Raw genomic sequence first — 17,381 nt, 5'->3', positions numbered from 1 at the left:
CCTCATTCACTACTCATGACACTACAGTGGAAGATGTCAGACGCACTCGGCCTGACGAACCAGCTGCCCCAGACGAATGGCATCCAGCGCGATCATTTTCTCTTCATTGGTGGGAATAACTGCCGCCAGTACCATGGACTCTGCCGCCGAAATCACCCGGCAGCCCTCGCTATTGGGACGCTGGTTAAATGGCTCGCTGATCGCTACGCCAAATACCTGAAGTCGTTCGCACACCAGCTTTCTGATAAACGTGGAGTTCTCGCCAATACCACCGGTGAAAATAATGGCATCCAGTCGGCGCAATGAGGTGGCATGACCGCCAATATGGCGGGCAATACGGTGGACAAAGGCGTGGATCGCCAGTTTCGCGCCGGGGTGCCCTTCGTGATAGGCAGCTTCCAATACCCGCATATCGGAGGAGAGCCCCGAAATACCCAGCAGGCCGGACTGCTTGTTCAATACCCGCTCGATATCCTCGATGGATTGCCCGGTCTTGCTGGCGATATAGGCCAGCGCACCAAAATCGATATCGCCGCTGCGGCTGCCCATGATCAGCCCCTCCAGCGGCGTCATCCCCATCGAGGTATCGACGCTCTTGCCATCCTGCACCGCGCAAATAGAGGCGCCATTGCCCAGATGGGCGATGACCAGACCGGCATGCTGCTCATCCAGCCCCATAAATACGCAGGCCTGCTCGGCCACATAGCGATGGGAGGTGCCATGGAAGCCATAGCGGCGCACACCGTAATCCTGCAAATATTGGTAAGGCAGCCCATAGATATAGGCTTCCGGCTTCAGGGTCTGGTGAAAACCGGTATCAAATACCGCAATTTGGGGTTGTGTGGGAAATAGCTGACGAGCCGCCATCACACCACTCAAATTGGCGTGATTGTGCAGGGGAGCCAAGGATGACACCTGCTTTATTTTGGCCAATACATGTTCATCAATGATCACGGCTTCGCTAAATTCACTACCACCATGAGCAATTCGATGACCCACCAGTGCAATGGCATCCAGCAGATCCCGTTTTTTCAATGCCGCCGCGATGGCAACCAATGCACAGGTGTGGTTATTTTCAGGTAATGACATTGCGGGCTCTTTACCCACTTGCAATTGGGGATGGGCTGTATCAATACCATCCGCTATACCGGATATCGCCACCTCGCAGGTTTTACTGTCCAGTACCGAGAATTTGACCGATGAGGAGCCGCAATTGATAACCAGAACCAACGAATCAAACTTCATTACATCGCCTCGATATTTATGATGTCGAGTCACTGCAGTCAGAACATATTTACCACTGAGTGTGGTGGCCAAATCACGGATAGCCTTGCCCTGGGCCCACATAATTGGGCCAACCAAGAACAGGTTATTGCGCACTTCTGACTGCGCCATCCAGACCCCGCCAGGGGAGCCAGAATGGTTGATGACTTGCAGAAAAGGTTTTCAGAACAGCTTGGAAACTATATTCAGGATGGTCAGCACACCGATGATGGTGACAAACAGGTTGCTGGCCTGACCTTTATATTTTGCCAGTGCCGGTGTCTTGCTCACCGCATACATCGGCAGCAGACAGAGCAGGGAAGCGATGATTGGCGCCCCCATTGCCTCAATCAGGTCGAGGATGTTGGGGTTCACATAAGCGACCAGCCAGGTCGAACCCATGATGAACAACATACTGACCATATTGAGTTTTTTACTGGAAACCTTGCTCTTGTCGCCCTGGTAGCCAAAGCGGAGGATAAGACCATTCAACCCTTCCAGCGTCCCCAGGTAGTGGCCGAAGAAGGATTTGAAGATGGCAACCAGCGCAATGATGGAAGCGGCATACTCCAAAGTGGTGGCAAATGCAGACTTGCTGCCCGTCATTGAGGAGAAGTGGTTGGCCAGATAGGAGAGCACCGGAATATTCTGGGCTTTGGCTTCCGCCATATTTTGCGGTGACAGGGTAAAGAGACAGCTGAAGGCAAAGAACATCACCACGGCCACCATCAGCATACTGGCACCGGAGATAATCTTCGAGCAGCGCTTCTCGGTAAAATCACGCCCGAACTCCTGCTCATACTCTTCCCGTTTGGAGACAATGAAAGAGGAGACAATCGGCGAGAAGTTGAAGGAGAAGACCATGATGGAGATCCCCAGCCAGACGGTGACCAGAATACCATCGTGACCAAACATGGATATCTCGCTCAGATTGACCTGATCAAAGACGGCACTGTTCCAGTACGGGACGAGGGAGAGAGAGATAACGATCAGACTGGCAATAAAGGGAAAGACCAGATAGCTCATCACCTTGACCATCAGATCTTTACCGAAGTAGATCACGAATGCCATCAACATCAACAATGCCAGTGCAACCACACCGCGATTAAGCGGAACCAACTGTAGTTGATGCTCCCAAAATGCCATAAAGGTATTGGTGATCGTCACACCATATATCCACAGCAGTGGGCAGATGGCAAAGAAATAGAGGAAGGTAATTACTACTCCACCCATTTTGCCAAAATGCTCTTCAACGGTCTCGGTAATATTTGCCGATGGATTACTGCCAGAAAGACATAATCTTGCCAACGCTCTGTGGCTATAAAATGCAATGGGGTAAGCCAGCACCAGCATAATTAATATTGGGATCAGGCCACCATATCCGGCCCGGATTGGAAAGAACAAGACCCCCGCCCCGATAGCAGTACCGAACAGACCTAATCCCCATGTGGTATCCGATTTACGCCATGCACGCGTATTCTCTTTACTGCCGGTGACAACACTGTCTAATATCATGACTGCATTCCTTACAGACTAAATTGACGAATATTGTTCTGTTCGATAATTTCGGCGATCCGGGTCAGATCAATATTGCCACCCGAAATAATGCTGACGGTCTTTTTACCTTCGACATAATGTTTCAGCTTGCCACTGAGCAGCGCTGCCGAGGCCAGAGCTCCCGCTCCCTCGGTAATCACCTTGTTGCGCTGAATAAGGTCAACCATGCTATGACGAATATCATCCTCGGTGACCAGTACAATATCATCCACCAATTGTTTGACGATTTCGAAGGTCAGTGAACCGGGTCTTGCCACATCACAGCCATCGGCCAGCGTGCTGCTGGTTCTGTGATTGGTCATGGTACCGGCATAGAAAGAGGCCGCCATACCGTGCACATTCTCGGATTGCACACCAATCACCTTGATGGTCGGATTAATAGATTTGATAGCCATGGCAACACCGGCAATCAAACCACCGCCACCGATCGGCACTATGATGTTATCGACATCATACAAATCTTCGATAATTTCCAGGCCAATGGTGCCCTGGCCGGCAATCACTTTTGCATCGTCGAAAGGAGGGATAAATACGCGGCCTTCCATCTCCACGATTTCGCTGACTTTGGCAATGGTGTCATTGAAGCTATTTCCATGGAGGATCACTTTGGCTGAATAGTCACTGGTTGCAGCAATTTTGGATTTGGGGGCACAGCAAGGCATGACCACCTTGGCATCAATTCCCAGCATGGCACTGGAGAGTGATACACCTTGGGCATGATTGCCCGCCGAGCAGGCGACAACACCTTTTTGTCGGTCTTCCAGACTTAATGAACTGAGTTTGTTGAAGGCACCACGAATTTTAAAAGAGCCTGTACGTTGCATGTTTTCAAGCTTGAGGTAAACCTCGCCATGGCAACGTTCGCTGATGTAGTTAGAGGGTAGTTGCGCGGTCTTGTATATATGATTGGTCAGTCTTTTTTTGGCTTCAGTAATATCATGAAGACCAATGGGCAGATTGCTATACATCTTCATCGCAAATCTCTTTTTATTTATTAATTTGTAGGGTTTTATTTCACAGGGCGAAGCGATACTAGGTTCTATCACTCGCAATTAATGTGAGTATAAACACAAAAAAATCTACAAAGAGACTGCGTTACGGTGAAATTATCAAAAAATGTGATGGCAGCAACACTTGAATCCAAATGGATTAAAAAAAGTAATCAGATATTGGCAAATAATATAATTAACAACTCAAAAACAAAGCCGTAAAGATTAGATTTTTCAGGGCAATTACGTTGCTTTTTGCAACCGGCAATCAGTTGCTTGCCTGCCAGAACCGGGACAATAAAAAAGGGAGCCTATAAGGCTCCCTCTCGACAACACAGAACCGATTACTCGGCTGCAGCATCATCTTTCTTGTACTTGGCAGCAGTCTCTTTGATCAGAGCCTGCAACTCGCCAACCTGGAACATCTCGATCATGATGTCACAGCCACCGATCAGCTCACCTTCAACCCACAGTTGGGGGAAGGTCGGCCAGTTGGCGAATTTTGGCAATTCGGCGCGGATATCCGGATTCTGCAGGATATCAACGTAGGCAAACGGCTCGCCGCAGGACATCAGAGCCTGGGAGGCCTGGGCAGAGAAGCCACAGCTGGGTAGCTTGGGGGAGCCCTTCATGTAGATGATGATGGGGTTGTCAGCCAGCTGCTGCTTAATCTTTTCAATAGTTTCCATAGGTGCCTCACTAGAGCGATTTCGGCGGCCATTCTACTGCAATCTTGCCCGAGCACAAACTGACAAAGGGGTGACCCGGCTCGAATTGTGCAAAGAACCCACACTGGATTGATCGCGATCATGGCGCCAATCAAGAGTTGTTAGGCCATCTTTGATACTGCTACAATCCCTTGGCTTTGGGCTACCCAGCCCCATCATTTTAAAAACAACTCTTTTCACATATAGAAAAGAGTACGCAATGTCTTGCAACCGTCGCCTTCGCACGGTCCAGCCAATGGAGAGTAGAAAATGGCATTCGAACTTCCCGCTCTGCCCTATGCAATCAACGCTCTGGAACCGCACATCTCCCAGGAAACTCTGGAATATCACCACGGCAAGCACCACAACACCTACGTGGTCAACCTGAACAATCTGGTGCCGGGTACCGAGTTTGAAGGCAAGTCTCTGGAAGAGATCATCAAGACCTCCAACGGCGGCATCTTCAACAACGCCGCCCAGATCTGGAACCACACCTTCTACTGGCACTGCCTCTCCCCGAATGGCGGTGGCGAGCCGACTGGCGCCCTGGCTGAGGCCATCAACAAGGCATTCGGCTCCTTCGCCGAGTTCAAAGATGCCTTCACCAAATCTGCCATCGGCAACTTCGGTTCCAGCTGGACTTGGCTGGTGAAGAAAGCTGACGGCTCTCTGGCTATCGTCAACACCTCCAACGCTGGCTGCCCGCTGACTGAAGCCGGTACCACCCCGCTGCTGACCGTTGACCTGTGGGAGCACGCCTACTACATCGACTTCCGCAACCTGCGTCCGAAGTACATGGAAACCTTCTGGGCTCTGGTTAACTGGGAATTCGTGGCCAAGAATCTGGCTGCCTAATCAGCTTCACTTGCCAAAACGCCCCGCACTGCGGGGCGTTTTTTTATCTCGAGATGGCTGCAAAAATGAATAAGGCGCCCGCAGGCGCCTTTTACATATCGAGATGACCCGCTTACTGGTCCAGCTCGTCCATGTATTCATCCAGATTTGCGTCGTCAGCCTGCTCTTGCTGAGACGCTTTCAGCTCGGTCTGCTTGCCCGTCACCTTGCCCTGGTTATATTGCAGGTAGAAGTCCTTGGTCAGCGCATAAGGATCGAGGGAGTTGTCGATGATCCGCTCCTGATCGATCAGCTTGGCACGTGTGCCCAAGCCATCCAGTGCCCAGTGTGCAACCTTCATCGGGAAGGTTAACAGGGCATAGGGGAAGTAGAAGCTGTCAATCGCATCACCAACCAGCTCCCGGGTGGTAGTCGGACCGTAGACAGGCACCATGATGTAGGCACCATTACCGATATCGGCCCTGCCCAGCACTGTGTCCATCTCCAGCTTGTTGCGCTCGAGGCCGGCATGTTTGGCCACATCGAAGATACCCAGCAGACCGACCGTGGTGTTGAGGGTAAAGCGCCCCAGGTTGGTGCCTGCCCCTTTCAAATCACCGGTGATCAGATGGTTCACCATGCTGCTTGGCTCATCAAAGTTGGCAACAAAGTTGGCAATGCCATCCTTCACCCCTACCGGAATGTAGCGGGCATAGGCATGTACCACAGGACGTGCCACATAGGGCTCCAGCACATCATAGTTGACCGCCCACATGGCCCGGTTGGCCCCCTGGAAGGGATCGCGCGGATCGGCCGCCGTACTGGTGGCTCCCGGATTATTCATGCCGGGATTGAGATCCAGACTCTCTGGGCCAGGCTTGGGTGGGCCACCGGCACAACCAGCCAGCAAGAGGGCTGCCAGTATGGCCCCTGAACGAAGATACATATGATTGTCCTGACGTTTTATTTTGATTTATCAGAAGTATAGATAACCCGGCACCTATCCAGGAGCCGGGTTATCCAAAGGCATATTAGAGGGCGTGATCGATGCGGATGTCAATCGGAGCAGCAGGGATCTCGGCCGTCTTGACCGGTAAGGATACCCCTTCGAAGGCTCCTTCCTTGTTCATCACATTGCCACCGCGCGAGAGACGTGCCTTGAACTGCAGCTCCGGATAGGCCGCCAGTTTGCTACCTTCCATCATGGCATCGCCATCCCCGAGCGACAGGGTAACAGGCAAGGTTGGCCCTGCGATACGCTTCACGGCGATGGGCATGGGCGGCCCGTTGGGCACCACGGCAAAGACAAAGAGATGGGCATCTTCCGGCATCTGAATGCCCGCCGCCAACGTGACGTGGATGGGGAATTCCCCCTCCTTCACCGCCAGCGGTTGTCCCTCAACTGCGCCCGCTTTGGCTACGCCTGAATTCGTCACCTCGATGCCGCGCTGCTTGAGCTGCGCGCGGGCGTACTCCATGGAGCGCTCGACCATCACGTAACGGGGGGTACCTTTCTCCATCAGTGGCAACATCGCCTGCCAGCGAGCCAGCGCGGTCTGGAAGTCCTCTTTTTGCAGCGCCATAAAGGCATAGACAGAGCGCGCCTCGATATTGTCCGGATCCTGCGCGATAGCCGCTTGCAACAGGGCATCCGCTTGCGCCTCATCCCCCGTCATCATCAGCGCCTGCGCGTAGGGCACCGCCACCAGCGATTTCTGGGGAGCCAGCGTGTAGGCCCGCTCCAGCGCCTCGCTGGCCATTTCAGGATCATTGCCATCCAGCGCCAAACGTCCCAGCAGCAGCCAGCCACGGTAGTCGTTCGGTTCATCCTTGAGACGGGTACGCAGTGCCAGCGTGAAATCCAGCAGATCCTGCTCGGTCACCTGGGCATCGCGTTCCACCAGAATGCGGTTGCTCAGCTCGCCAAGACGGCTGCTGGCATCTTGCCAGCGACTCACCTCTTGCCAGGAGCCCAACTTGTAGTAGAGCCCCAGACTCACCACCAACAGCACCAGCACACCCGGGATCCAGATCAGACTCTTGCCACTGCGGGCAGTCTGCTCCACATCGGGGATATCATCCAAGAGGCTTCGTTGCAGCTCGACCAGCGAGTCGGACTCCTCAGCCAGGACACCCTGCTCGCGCTCTTCGCCAATCTCCAGCAGCCGCTGGCGATAGAGTTGTTTGTTGAGCGCCGAGCGACTGATGCTCTGTTTGCCTTCACCACGCCACAGCGGCACGACGAGCGCCAGACTCACCAGCACCAGCAAGCCCGCAATCACTATCCAAAAAGCGGTCATTGTTTCTCTTCCTCTTTGAGCAGCTCGGCCAGTCGGCGCTGCTCCTCCTCGCTCAAGGCGTTATCCAGTTGTTTTTTCACCGCAGGGGGCCGGCGGCTGCGCATCACGACCACGGCGCCACCGATCAGGATCACCAGCAGCGGGCCGAGCCAGAGGATCAGGGTGGAGGCCATCAGGGGCGGGTTATAGAGGATAAAGTTGCCATAGCGGGCAACCATATAGTCCACGATCTCCTCTTTATCCTTACCCTCGCGCACCATCTGGTAGGTCTTGTCGCGCAAGTCCTTGGCCAGCCCCGCATTGGAGTCGGCGATATCCTGGTTCTGGCACTTGGGGCAACGCAGCTCCTTGGTCAGTTCGCGAAAGACCTGCTCCTGATTGTCGTTGTCGAAGGTGTAGACATCGATAGCGGCCATGGCGGGTGCTTGCACTACCCATCCCAGCAACAGCAGCAGGGAAGCAATAAATACTCTCATCAGGACTCCCCTCACTTCATGGCATCAAAGATGGGTTTGAGGGTCGACGCCCAGTTTTCGGGGTTGATATCCCCCACGTGGCGATACCGGATGATCCCCTTGCTGTCGATAAAGAAGGTCTCCGGCGCGCCGTATACCCCGAGATCCAGCCCCAGCATGCCGTCCGGATCATAGAGGTTGACCTGATAGGGGTTACCCAGCTCCGCCAGCCACTTGATCGCCTTGTCGCGCTCATCCTTGTAGTTCATGCCGATGATGGGAATGCCCTGCCCCGCCAGCTGTTTGAGGTAGGTGTGCTCGCCGTAGCAGGTCGGGCACCAGGTAGCCCAGACGTTGAGCAGCATGGGGCGACCGGTCAGGATACTGCGATCGTGCTGCTTGTTCAGATCGTAAATGTCCTGCAGGGTGAACACTGGCACCTCTTTGCCCACCATCACGGACTCAAGCTTGGTGGGATCGGAGTAGAGCCCCTTGAACAGGAACACTGCCCCCAGCAAAAAGACGATAAAGGGGATTAAAAACAACCAGGTCTTTTTGTTCATGCCTTGGCCTCCTCCTCACGACGGCCGAAACGGTAACGCTTGTCCAGCATCGCCAGCACGCCACCAATGGCCATAAAAACGCCGCCGAACCAGATCCAGCGCACGAACGGCTTGTAGTAGATCCGCACCGCCCAGGCACCGTTGTCGAGCTGTTCCCCCAGCGCCGCATAGAGATCGCGGGTGATACCGGCATCGATGGCCGCTTCGGTCATCGGCATCCGGGTCACCTTGTACATCCGCTTCTCGGGCTTGAGCAGGGCGACCTGCTTGCCATTGCGGTGCACTTCCAGCACGCCCTTGAAGCCATCGTAGTTGGGGCCGTTCTTCTCCTTGATCCCGGCAAAGACGAACTCGTAATCGGCAAAGTGCACCCGATCACCCGCCTGCATCCGCAGATCCTTCTCGATGCTGTAGTTCTGGGTGCAGGCGATACCTATGATGCTGACTGCCAGCCCCACATGGCCAAGGATCATGGCCCAGTGGCTGTTGCCAAGCTTGCGCACACCGACCGCAAAGCTGTGCTTGTGGGTCGCTCGCGCCCAGGTCTCCTGCACGCTGGTGACGATGATCCAGGCGCCCAGACCAATCCCTACCGCCGCCCACGGCTTGAAGGTTTCGGCAAAGAGCAGCGGCAACAGCAAGGCTGCGGCCAGACTCAGCACCAGTGCCACAACCACCTTGCTTTTGAGTTCCCCCAGCTCCTGACGACGCCAGCGAAACAGCGGGCCAACCCCCAGCAGCAGGGCAAACGGGATGATCAGCCAGCTGTAGATGTGGTTGAAGAAGGGGGTACCGATAGAGATGCTCCCCAGCCCCAGCTCCTTGTGCACCAGCGGCAGCAAGGTACCGAGCAGCACGGTCAGCAGACCTGCAACCAGCATGATGTTGTTGCAAAGCAGCAGGGTCTCGCGGCTCCACAGCTCGTGTTTGCCGTGGCTCTTCACCTGCGAGCCTTTAAAGGCAAACAGCAGCAAGGATGAACCGATCACCGCCAGCAGGAAGCCGAGAATAAACAGACCGCGGGTCGGGTCGGAGGCAAACGCATGGACCGACACCAGCACGCCGGAGCGCACCAGGAAGGTACCCAGCAGGCTCAACGAGAAGGCTGAGAGGGCCAGCAGCACGGTCCACGCTTTGAAGGTGGCGCGCTTCTCGCTCACCGCCAGCGAGTGCAGCAGAGCGGTACCCGCGAGCCAGGGCATGAAGGAGGCGTTTTCTACCGGATCCCAGAACCACCAGCCGCCCCAACCGAGCTCGTAGTAAGCCCACCAGGAGCCGAGCACGATGCCGAGGGTCAGGAATACCCAGGCCGCCATGGTCCAGGGGCGCGACCAGCGGGCCCAGGTCGCATCGAGACGGCCGGTCATCAGCGAAGCTATGGCAAAGGCAAACGCCACCGAGAAGCCCACATAACCCATGTAGAGCATAGGCGGATGGAAGATGAGACCCGGATCCTGCAGCAGCGGATTGAGGTCACGGCCATCTACCGGGAAATAGGGCAACGTACGGGTGAAGGGATCAGAGGTGAACAGCACGAACGCGGTGAAACCGACCGAGATCAGCCCCAACACGCCGAGCACCCGGGCCACCGCATCGAGCGGCAGACGGCGGCTGAACATGGCTACCGCCGCGGTCCAGCCACCCAGGGTCAGTACCCACAGCAGCAGGGAGCCTTCGTGGGCACCCCATACGGCGGAAATGCGATAGGCGAGCGGCAGCAGGCTGTTGGAGTTAGTGGCCACATACTGCACGGTGAAGTCGTTATCGATAAAAGCCCAGGTCAGGCAGAGAAACGACAGCAGCAGCAGCAAGAACTGGGCATAGGCGAGCGGACGGGCCGCCGACATCATACCAAGACGCCCCCAACTAGCGCCAAGCAGCGGATAGCTGCCCAGCAGCAGGGCGGTGGCAAAGGCCAGGATCAGCGCAAACTGACCTAATTCCGGGATCATGAAGGCATTCCTTTCAATTGAACGGTGACAACAGCCGCACCACGCACGGCAGGCAAAGCGGAAAAGGCAAACACCACAGGGATCACTGCTTGGCTCCCTTCAACTGCGCCTCGGTATACTCCGGCTTGAAGTGCATGCCGTTGGTGGCATCGGCCACTTCCGGCGGCATGTAGTTCTCATCGTGCTTGGCCAGCACCTCGAACGCCTCTACGGTCGTGGCATCTTTGAGGGTGCCCTGGGCAACAATCCCCTGCCCTTCACGGAACAGATCCGGCAAGATGCCGTCAAACTCGACCTTCACCAGATGACCGCCGTTATCCACCAGCTTGAAGGCAACCTTGAGGCTCTGGGGATCCCGCTGTACCGACCCCGGCACGACCAACCCACCGATGCGCAGGCGCTGCCCCTCTTCCGGCTTGATCTTGTCCGGTCCTTTCCCCTCCACCAGCTCGCTCGGGGTGTAGAAGAGGTCTATATTCTGACTGAGGGCGTAGAGCACCAGCCCGCTGACGGTCGCCAGACCCAGGGTGATGGCGAGAATGATGGTGAGGCGTTTTTTGCGTCTCGGATTCATAGGGTGTTCTCCATCTGCTGGGCCGCCTTGCGACGGGCCTCACGCGCCTGTTTGCTGCGCAACTCGGCGAGCAGGCTGCGGGTTTTCATGCGGGTAGAAATAATGATGCCGACCAGACACACCAGCGTCAGGCCAAAAGAGAGCCAGACATAGAAGGCGTAACCGCCCATCGCCATAAAATCACTGAAAGAGGCAAAGTGCATGCTTACTTCTCCTGCTCTGCAATCTCTTTGACCCAGGGGCGATGCCACTCCCGCATCAGGAGTTCATTACGAAAACGCATCAGGGTCAGGGCCCCGAGAAACGCGGCAAACGCCAGGATCATGATCAGCAGCGGCCAGAGCATCTCGGGTGAAATGGAGGGTTTGTCAAATTTGGTGATGGTGGCCCCCTGATGCAGGGTATTCCACCACTCCACCGAGTAGTGAATGATCGGCAGGTTGATCACCCCAACCAGCGCCAGAATGCCGGCCGCACGGCCAGCGACCACCTTGTCGCTGAAGGCGTTGTAGAGAGCAATCACGCCGAGGTAGAGAAACAGCAGGATCAGCTCAGAGGTGAGCCGTGCATCCCACACCCACCAGGTACCCCACATCGGTTTGCCCCAGGCGGCACCGGTAAAGAGGGCAATAAAGGTAAATACAGCGCCGACCGGTGCAATGGCTGCAACCGTCATGTCCGCCATCCGCAATTGCCACACCAGGCCGATAAAGGCAGCCACCGCCATGGTGGAGTAGGCCCCCATGGAGAGAATGGCGGAAGGCACGTGGATATAGATGATCCGGAACGAATCTCCCTGCTGGTAATCCGCTGGCGCAAACGCGAGGCCCCAGACAGTACCGATCACAAACGAGAGCAGACTAATCACCGCAAACCAGGGCAACAGCGTGCCTGCCAGCTGATAGGCACGCTCCGGTTTGGCATAAGGGTGCAACCATTTCCACATAGCTCACAAAACCTTTTTGTTATTAATCGTTTGGCGAGGCCTACCATACCGACCGCAGGGCAGCATCAAATACCCCGAAAGCAATAAGCGGCACTCTCCTTGATCCATCGCAACATTATTTTTTGCAAAAAGACTCCGTTCGGAGCCAAATCCGGCTCAGCTCACGGCCATCAGTTGAGGCTGACCCGCAACGCCGCCGACACAGCCAGCGGTGTCAGTGTCAAAGCCCCCACCAGCATGGCGGCCAGAATGGCAAGCTGCCCACCATAGGGCAAGCTCATCCCCGCGGCATCGATGGCTGAGGTGGCAAAAATCAGTACCGGAATATAGAGCGGCAGGATCAGCAGACTGAGCAGCACCCCGCCTTTGCGCAATCCCACCGTCAACGCAACCCCGACCGCGCCGAGCAGACTCAATACCGGAGTGCCCAGTGCCAGCGTCGCGACGACAGCCAGATAGGTGTTCATATCCAGCGACAGCAAAATCGCCAGCAAGGGAGAGATCAGCAGCAGCGGCAAGCCGGTCAGCAGCCAGTGAGCGACCACTTTCGCCAGCGCCAGCAAGCCCAGCGGGTGCGGCATCAGCATCATCTGCTCCAGCGCACCATCGGCAAAGTCGTCGCGAAACAGTCGCTCCAGCGACAACATGGCCGCCAATAGCGCCGCCACCCAGATTATCCCCGGGGCAATACGGGCCAGCAGTTTGGGCTCCGGGCCAATCCCTAACGGAAACAGGGTGATGACGATGAGGAAAAACCAGAGCGGGTTGAGAATATCGGAACGCTGGCGCAGAGCCATCAGCAGTTCACGGTGAATAAGGTGCATAACAGCGCGCAACATGGCGTTACTCCTGCAATGTCGAGGCGAAGGGGGTCAACGAGATAGTCTTCAGCCGTCCCTGCATCAGGGTCAGATCCTGATGGGTGGTGAGGATCACCATGCCGCCCCGCTCGGCGTGGGCCAGAAAGAGCTGTTCGAGCACCTTGACCCCCTGCTTGTCGATGGCGGTAAAGGGCTCATCGAGGATCCAGAGTGCCGGTTTCTGTGACAGCCAGAGTCTGGCCAGAGCCACCCGGCGTTGCTGGCCGGCAGAGAGTTGCCCGGTCGGGTTCTCTTCAAATCCGGCCAGCCCTACCCGGGCCAATATCTGCCACAAGTCAGTCTCTGTTTGCTGCGGGTGATGTAACTGCTGGTAGAACTTCAGGTTTTCAAAAGGGGTCAGCGCCGCTTTGACACCTGGCTGGTGACCGAGATAGAGCAGATTGGCATGATACTCATCGCGACAGTGACGAATATTCTCCCCATTCCAGCACACCTCACCGGCAAACGGCTGCGACAGCCCGGTCAACAACCGCAATAGGCTGGTCTTGCCAACACCGTTGGGCCCTTCAATTTGCACCAGATCGCCGGGCGCAACAGAGAAAGAGAGGTGTTCAAACAGAGTGCGATCTTCGCGCACGCAGCTCAGATTGTTAACTTGAAGCAGCATGGGGATTTTTTCAGAGAAAATGAAGCGGTCTGCATCTTAACACAGTATTGGAATACGTCTTTTCAAAGATGCAACAATTGAACTGACTGGGGACCGGGATCACAAAGAAAATGCGGTAGAAACCATCCGCTCAACGCAGCCGGGGGGCAAGCGGCTGCACGCCATAAAATTCAGGAAGGCAATTGCCTTCCTGAATCATCAAGAGCGACCTTTTCGCAACGATATCAAGAGCTCTGCCTCTGCCTTTGGCAACTCGCACTCACTCATGACTTCATCAAGATCGGCGCCCAGTTCGACCATCTTTGCCGCTCGGCTGTAGAGCCTGCGTTCGGGATCCTGCATGGTCAGCTCTTGCTGGCGCTCATTGACCTGCTGCATCGTCCCTTCCACCGACTGCAGACGCTGCCCCATGCCAATAGCGCCGATATGGAGTTCCATCATCTGCTTGCGCAAGCTTTCCAACTGACCTTGCAGGGTTGCCACACTGGCCTCGGACTCCTGCTTGCTGCGCTTGCTCTTGAACCAAATATAAGAGGCAAACGCCAAGGCAATCAGGGACATCCCCAAGGCAACCATCTCGATTATCAAAACATCACCTTACTTATCAGAGGGAACCGATATCTTCCCACTCTTCATCGGAGAGCAGCTTGTTCAAGTCAACCAGGATCAGCAGTTGCCCATCACGGTTGCTCACCCCCTGAATAAACTTGGCGCTCTCTTCAGTACCGACCGCAGGTGCCGCATCGATTTCGGAAGAGCGCAGATAAACCACTTCTGCCACGCTGTCGACCATGATGCCAATCACCTGCTTCTCGGCCTCGATGATCACGATCCTGGAGTTTTCACTCACATCACCGGAAGGCAGACCGAAACGGGAACGGGTATCGATAACAGTCACCACATTGCCACGCAGGTTGATGATCCCCAGCACGTACTCAGGCGCACCCGGCACCGGTGCAATTTCGGTGTAGCGCAACACCTCCTGAACCTGCATCACATTGATGCCGTAGGTTTCGTTTTCCAGTTGGAAGGTCACCCATTGCAGCACTTCATCTTCGGCCAGATTCTGTGCAATATTGCGCTTTTCTGTCATGTTTTTATTCCTTTTATGAAAACGTCTACTGCTAAAACTAGCAATAAAACAGCTCGATTGCAGAAGTTATCAGCGACCTTCTATGTTAACCCCACGCTCCAGCAACAGGAGCAGTTCGCGGACGTGTAACAGGGCACACATTTTTTCTTTAACCATGCCCGCCAACCAAGGGCGCTTGCCCTCCTGATGGCGCCATTTCACCTGGTCACGGTGTAACAATTCAGTCCCTTTGAGATGGTGACAGGCTAATCCCCACGGCGATTCACCAAGCATAATCAGATACTTGTAATCATCCATCTCGAGATGCTGACCCGGCATGACCCACTGGGCAGTATCGACCACATTCATCTTCTGCTCGCGAGAGGTCATGATCCCCTTGTACCAGCCAGGCTGGCCAAACAGGGAGGTGATCTCGCCCAGCTGATGAATACCACCCAGCTCGGTCAACGGCACCGCAAACGTCACGCCCGCGACTTCAAAGAAAAGGGCCTGAAACTCTTTACCGGTATCGATATTTTCCCAGGCAACCGGTTCACTGGCCTCTACCGGAGCAACCTCCAGCGCTGTCTCGGTCAGGATAGTAGTATGGGGCTCCGCAACCTCGGGGAGCAGCACCTCCGCAGGCCACTCAGGCTCCACCGGCAACAGTGACTCCTCCGCCACAATCTCCAGCGGTGCGGTGAGTGTTATCTCCTGGGTGAAGGCGTCATTCTCAAACTGGACTTGTCCTACCTGAGCCAACAGCTCACCGAGCTGGGCAAGCCGTGGATCGCTTTCGAGGTAAGGTGCGGCGACTACCTCGGGGACGCTTTGGGGTTGACGTTGCAACTGTAAAACAGGGGCAGATTGAACCTCTTCCACCTCATCCAGCACCAGTGGCTCATCGAGCAGCAGGGAGTGGAAATAGTCATCCATCGCCCGAACTTGAATGGTATCTCTCATGCCGTCACCTCATGAACCCGTTGCCGCTCAAGGGCATCAAGATGGTTGAGCAGCGTTTCATATGCATAGGTTCCACGACTCCCGGGAGAATAGATAGACGGGGGGATATGCAGCAAGCTGGCATCCCGAAACTTGGTATCAATAGGGATCACCGCATTCCACACTGAATCTCCATATTGATCCTTGATCGACTTCAAGGTCATCAGAGAGGCACGGGTGCGCTTGTCGAACATGGTCGGGATCACGGTATAACGGAACTTGTCACGCTTGGAACGCTGCATGATCTCGAATGTTTTCATCATCCGCTCCAACCCCTTGAGGGCCAGAAATTCTGTCTGGACAGGCACCAGAATGCGATCGCAGGCAGCCAGCGCGTTGACCATCATCACCCCCAGTACTGGCGGGCAATCGATCAGCACGTAATCATATTGATCCTGAATGCGCAGCAGTGCCCGCTTCAGTACCAGTCCCATCCCCTCACGATTGCCCATCACCCGATCAAGGGTCGCCAAGGTAATAGATGCTGGCAGTAAGTTGATATTTTCGAACTTGGTCTTGAGCGTCAGTTTATTGACAAGCTCGGCTGTCGGTTTGACAGCTTGAAACAACTCATAGAGGGTTCCATCCAGGCGATCTGAATCAAAATCAAGATATGCAGTCAGCGAAGCATGGGGGTCGGTATCAATCAACAGCACCCGCTGGCCACGCTGGGCCAGGATCCCCGCAAGCGAGACCACTGTGGTGGTTTTACCCACTCCACCTTTCTGGTTGGCAACCGTCCAAACAATCACTGTATCAATCCTGCCTTGTTGTTATGCGTATGCCACCACCGGGCAAGGTGATCACCTTTATCTCTCCTGCATCCACCGCCTGTTGTACAGCAGGAACCGGTTCGGCAACTACCGTAGGCGTTGCAACCACAGGTGCTGGCGGCACCCAGGCAAACTTGGAGATAGCGACCACAACCTTGCGATTCTGCAGTCTGCCCTGCTCGCTGCCGTTGTCAGCAAAGGGGGAAAACTCGCCATATGCCTCAAACGCCAGACGCTGGGGGGCGATCCCATCTGCAATCAAACCATTGAGTACCGCTTCGGCCCGAGCAGCAGAAAGCGCCCAGTTAGAACGATAAATTTCATTATTTATCTGTTGGTTATCGGTATAACCCCGAACCCTTACATAGTTATCGACCGGTTTGAGAATACTTGAAAGAGTATTAATGACCGGTGCAGCGTTTGGTCCCAAAAAGGCACTGCCGCTGCCAAACAACAAGCCGGAACTGAGTTCAACCGTCAGCCAGTTCTCATCTTGCGTCAGTTTGACGATACCGGCATCCACCAGCGAGCCCATGCTCTGTTGCAACTGCATATCGAGTTTTGCAAGTGTCGCGCCATCTTGCAGCACTGGCACACCAGAAATGGGAGCAAGTGAAGGAGAGGGGGATGCTGGGCTTTCCAGCAACGATGGAGAGGCAGATACCGCATTATCCAGCAGGGAATTACCCTGCCCTTCAAGCAAGCCATTGCCGCCAGACTGCATGACACTGAACGCCTGGCTCATGCCATCAATCACCGCGCGATACTTGTCCTTGTTCACCAGCGCAACAGAGTAGAGCACCACGAACAAGGCAAAGATCAGCGTCATATAATCGGCATAGGAGACCAGCCAGCGGTCAAGATGCTCGCGACCCTGCAAGTGCAACCGATAGCGCTTGCGCATGG

Annotated in this window: 20 protein-coding genes; 1 reads left to right on the top strand and 19 read right to left on the bottom strand. The window is 55.2% G+C overall.

What is annotated here, in order from left to right:
- Positions 1–36: 36 nt before the first annotated feature.
- The 4 genes from tdcD to ACB035_RS00600 form a co-directional block, all read right to left on the bottom strand.
- The gene (gene tdcD / locus ACB035_RS00615) at positions 37–1,245 is read right to left on the bottom strand and encodes a propionate kinase (RefSeq protein WP_371166420.1); all 1,209 of its coding nucleotides are present in this window, start codon (positions 1,243–1,245) and stop codon (positions 37–39) included.
- A 201-nt stretch (positions 1,246–1,446) separates the two neighbouring features.
- Complete coding sequence (gene tdcC / locus ACB035_RS00610; protein WP_371166419.1) at positions 1,447–2,778, bottom strand: threonine/serine transporter TdcC; 1,332 nt, start codon at positions 2,776–2,778, stop codon at positions 1,447–1,449.
- An 11-nt stretch (positions 2,779–2,789) separates the two neighbouring features.
- Positions 2,790–3,794: a bifunctional threonine ammonia-lyase/L-serine ammonia-lyase TdcB gene (tdcB, locus tag ACB035_RS00605; RefSeq protein WP_005334660.1), complete on the bottom strand. Its 1,005-nt coding sequence runs from the start codon at positions 3,792–3,794 to the stop codon at positions 2,790–2,792.
- A 359-nt stretch (positions 3,795–4,153) separates the two neighbouring features.
- Positions 4,154–4,498, bottom strand: a complete 345-nt coding sequence (locus ACB035_RS00600) for a Grx4 family monothiol glutaredoxin (protein ID WP_005334662.1) — start codon at positions 4,496–4,498, stop codon at positions 4,154–4,156.
- A 288-nt stretch (positions 4,499–4,786) separates the two neighbouring features.
- Between ACB035_RS00600 and sodB the strand changes: the two genes are divergently transcribed.
- Entirely contained in the window at positions 4,787–5,371 is a 585-nt protein-coding gene (sodB, locus tag ACB035_RS00595; RefSeq protein WP_019444736.1) for a superoxide dismutase [Fe], read from the top strand.
- Between the two features lie 112 nt (positions 5,372–5,483).
- Here the strand turns inward: sodB and ACB035_RS00590 are convergent, their stop codons facing one another.
- From ACB035_RS00590 to ACB035_RS00520, 15 genes are all read right to left on the bottom strand, one after another.
- Complete coding sequence (locus ACB035_RS00590; RefSeq protein ID WP_005334673.1) at positions 5,484–6,296, bottom strand: VacJ family lipoprotein; 813 nt, start codon at positions 6,294–6,296, stop codon at positions 5,484–5,486.
- Positions 6,297–6,381: 85 nt separating this feature from the next.
- Positions 6,382–7,650, bottom strand: a complete 1,269-nt coding sequence (gene ccmI / locus ACB035_RS00585; RefSeq protein ID WP_371166418.1) for a c-type cytochrome biogenesis protein CcmI — start codon at positions 7,648–7,650, stop codon at positions 6,382–6,384.
- Positions 7,647–8,126, bottom strand: a complete 480-nt coding sequence (locus tag ACB035_RS00580) for a cytochrome c-type biogenesis protein (RefSeq protein ID WP_017788562.1) — start codon at positions 8,124–8,126, stop codon at positions 7,647–7,649. Before ACB035_RS00580 ends, ccmI begins: the two co-directional genes overlap by 4 nt.
- 11 nt (positions 8,127–8,137) lie before the next feature.
- Positions 8,138–8,668, bottom strand: coding sequence for a DsbE family thiol:disulfide interchange protein (locus ACB035_RS00575; protein ID WP_005353655.1), 531 nt, complete (start codon positions 8,666–8,668; stop codon positions 8,138–8,140).
- Positions 8,665–10,620 carry a heme lyase CcmF/NrfE family subunit gene (locus ACB035_RS00570; RefSeq protein WP_021229892.1) on the bottom strand — a complete coding sequence of 652 codons (1,956 nt, stop codon included), beginning with the start codon at positions 10,618–10,620 and terminating at the stop codon, positions 8,665–8,667. The genes ACB035_RS00575 and ACB035_RS00570 overlap by 4 nt, the downstream gene beginning before the upstream one ends.
- A gap of 82 nt (positions 10,621–10,702) precedes the next feature.
- On the bottom strand, positions 10,703–11,194 hold the full coding sequence (ccmE, locus tag ACB035_RS00565; protein ID WP_005334685.1) for a cytochrome c maturation protein CcmE: 492 nt from the start codon (positions 11,192–11,194) through the stop codon (positions 10,703–10,705).
- On the bottom strand, positions 11,191–11,397 hold the full coding sequence (ccmD, locus tag ACB035_RS00560; protein WP_005353657.1) for a heme exporter protein CcmD: 207 nt from the start codon (positions 11,395–11,397) through the stop codon (positions 11,191–11,193). The genes ccmE and ccmD overlap by 4 nt, the downstream gene beginning before the upstream one ends.
- 2 nt (positions 11,398–11,399) lie before the next feature.
- On the bottom strand, positions 11,400–12,140 hold the full coding sequence (locus ACB035_RS00555) for a heme ABC transporter permease (RefSeq protein ID WP_005334687.1): 741 nt from the start codon (positions 12,138–12,140) through the stop codon (positions 11,400–11,402).
- A 170-nt stretch (positions 12,141–12,310) separates the two neighbouring features.
- Positions 12,311–12,979, bottom strand: a complete 669-nt coding sequence (gene ccmB, locus ACB035_RS00550; RefSeq protein ID WP_005353658.1) for a heme exporter protein CcmB — start codon at positions 12,977–12,979, stop codon at positions 12,311–12,313.
- 4 nt (positions 12,980–12,983) lie between these two features.
- Positions 12,984–13,628, bottom strand: coding sequence for a cytochrome c biogenesis heme-transporting ATPase CcmA (ccmA, locus tag ACB035_RS00545; RefSeq protein ID WP_005353659.1), 645 nt, complete (start codon positions 13,626–13,628; stop codon positions 12,984–12,986).
- A 198-nt stretch (positions 13,629–13,826) separates the two neighbouring features.
- Positions 13,827–14,204 carry a DUF2802 domain-containing protein gene (locus tag ACB035_RS00540; RefSeq protein WP_371166544.1) on the bottom strand — a complete coding sequence of 126 codons (378 nt, stop codon included), beginning with the start codon at positions 14,202–14,204 and terminating at the stop codon, positions 13,827–13,829.
- 28 nt (positions 14,205–14,232) lie between these two features.
- Complete coding sequence (locus tag ACB035_RS00535; protein WP_005298836.1) at positions 14,233–14,721, bottom strand: chemotaxis protein CheW; 489 nt, start codon at positions 14,719–14,721, stop codon at positions 14,233–14,235.
- A 69-nt stretch (positions 14,722–14,790) separates the two neighbouring features.
- On the bottom strand, positions 14,791–15,663 hold the full coding sequence (locus tag ACB035_RS00530) for a chemotaxis protein CheW (RefSeq protein ID WP_042054452.1): 873 nt from the start codon (positions 15,661–15,663) through the stop codon (positions 14,791–14,793).
- Complete coding sequence (locus tag ACB035_RS00525) at positions 15,660–16,454, bottom strand: ParA family protein (RefSeq protein ID WP_005334696.1); 795 nt, start codon at positions 16,452–16,454, stop codon at positions 15,660–15,662. The genes ACB035_RS00530 and ACB035_RS00525 overlap by 4 nt, the downstream gene beginning before the upstream one ends.
- Positions 16,455–16,458: 4 nt before the next feature.
- On the bottom strand, positions 16,459–17,379 hold the full coding sequence (locus ACB035_RS00520) for a flagellar motor protein MotB (protein ID WP_021229886.1): 921 nt from the start codon (positions 17,377–17,379) through the stop codon (positions 16,459–16,461).
- Between the last annotated feature and the right edge of the window lie 2 nt (positions 17,380–17,381).

Origin of the sequence: Aeromonas sp. S12(2024), from assembly GCF_041402305.1 — a bacterium.
Lineage (GTDB): Bacteria > Pseudomonadota > Gammaproteobacteria > Enterobacterales > Aeromonadaceae > Aeromonas > Aeromonas veronii.
This window is presented reverse-complemented; position numbering and strand designations above follow the sequence as displayed.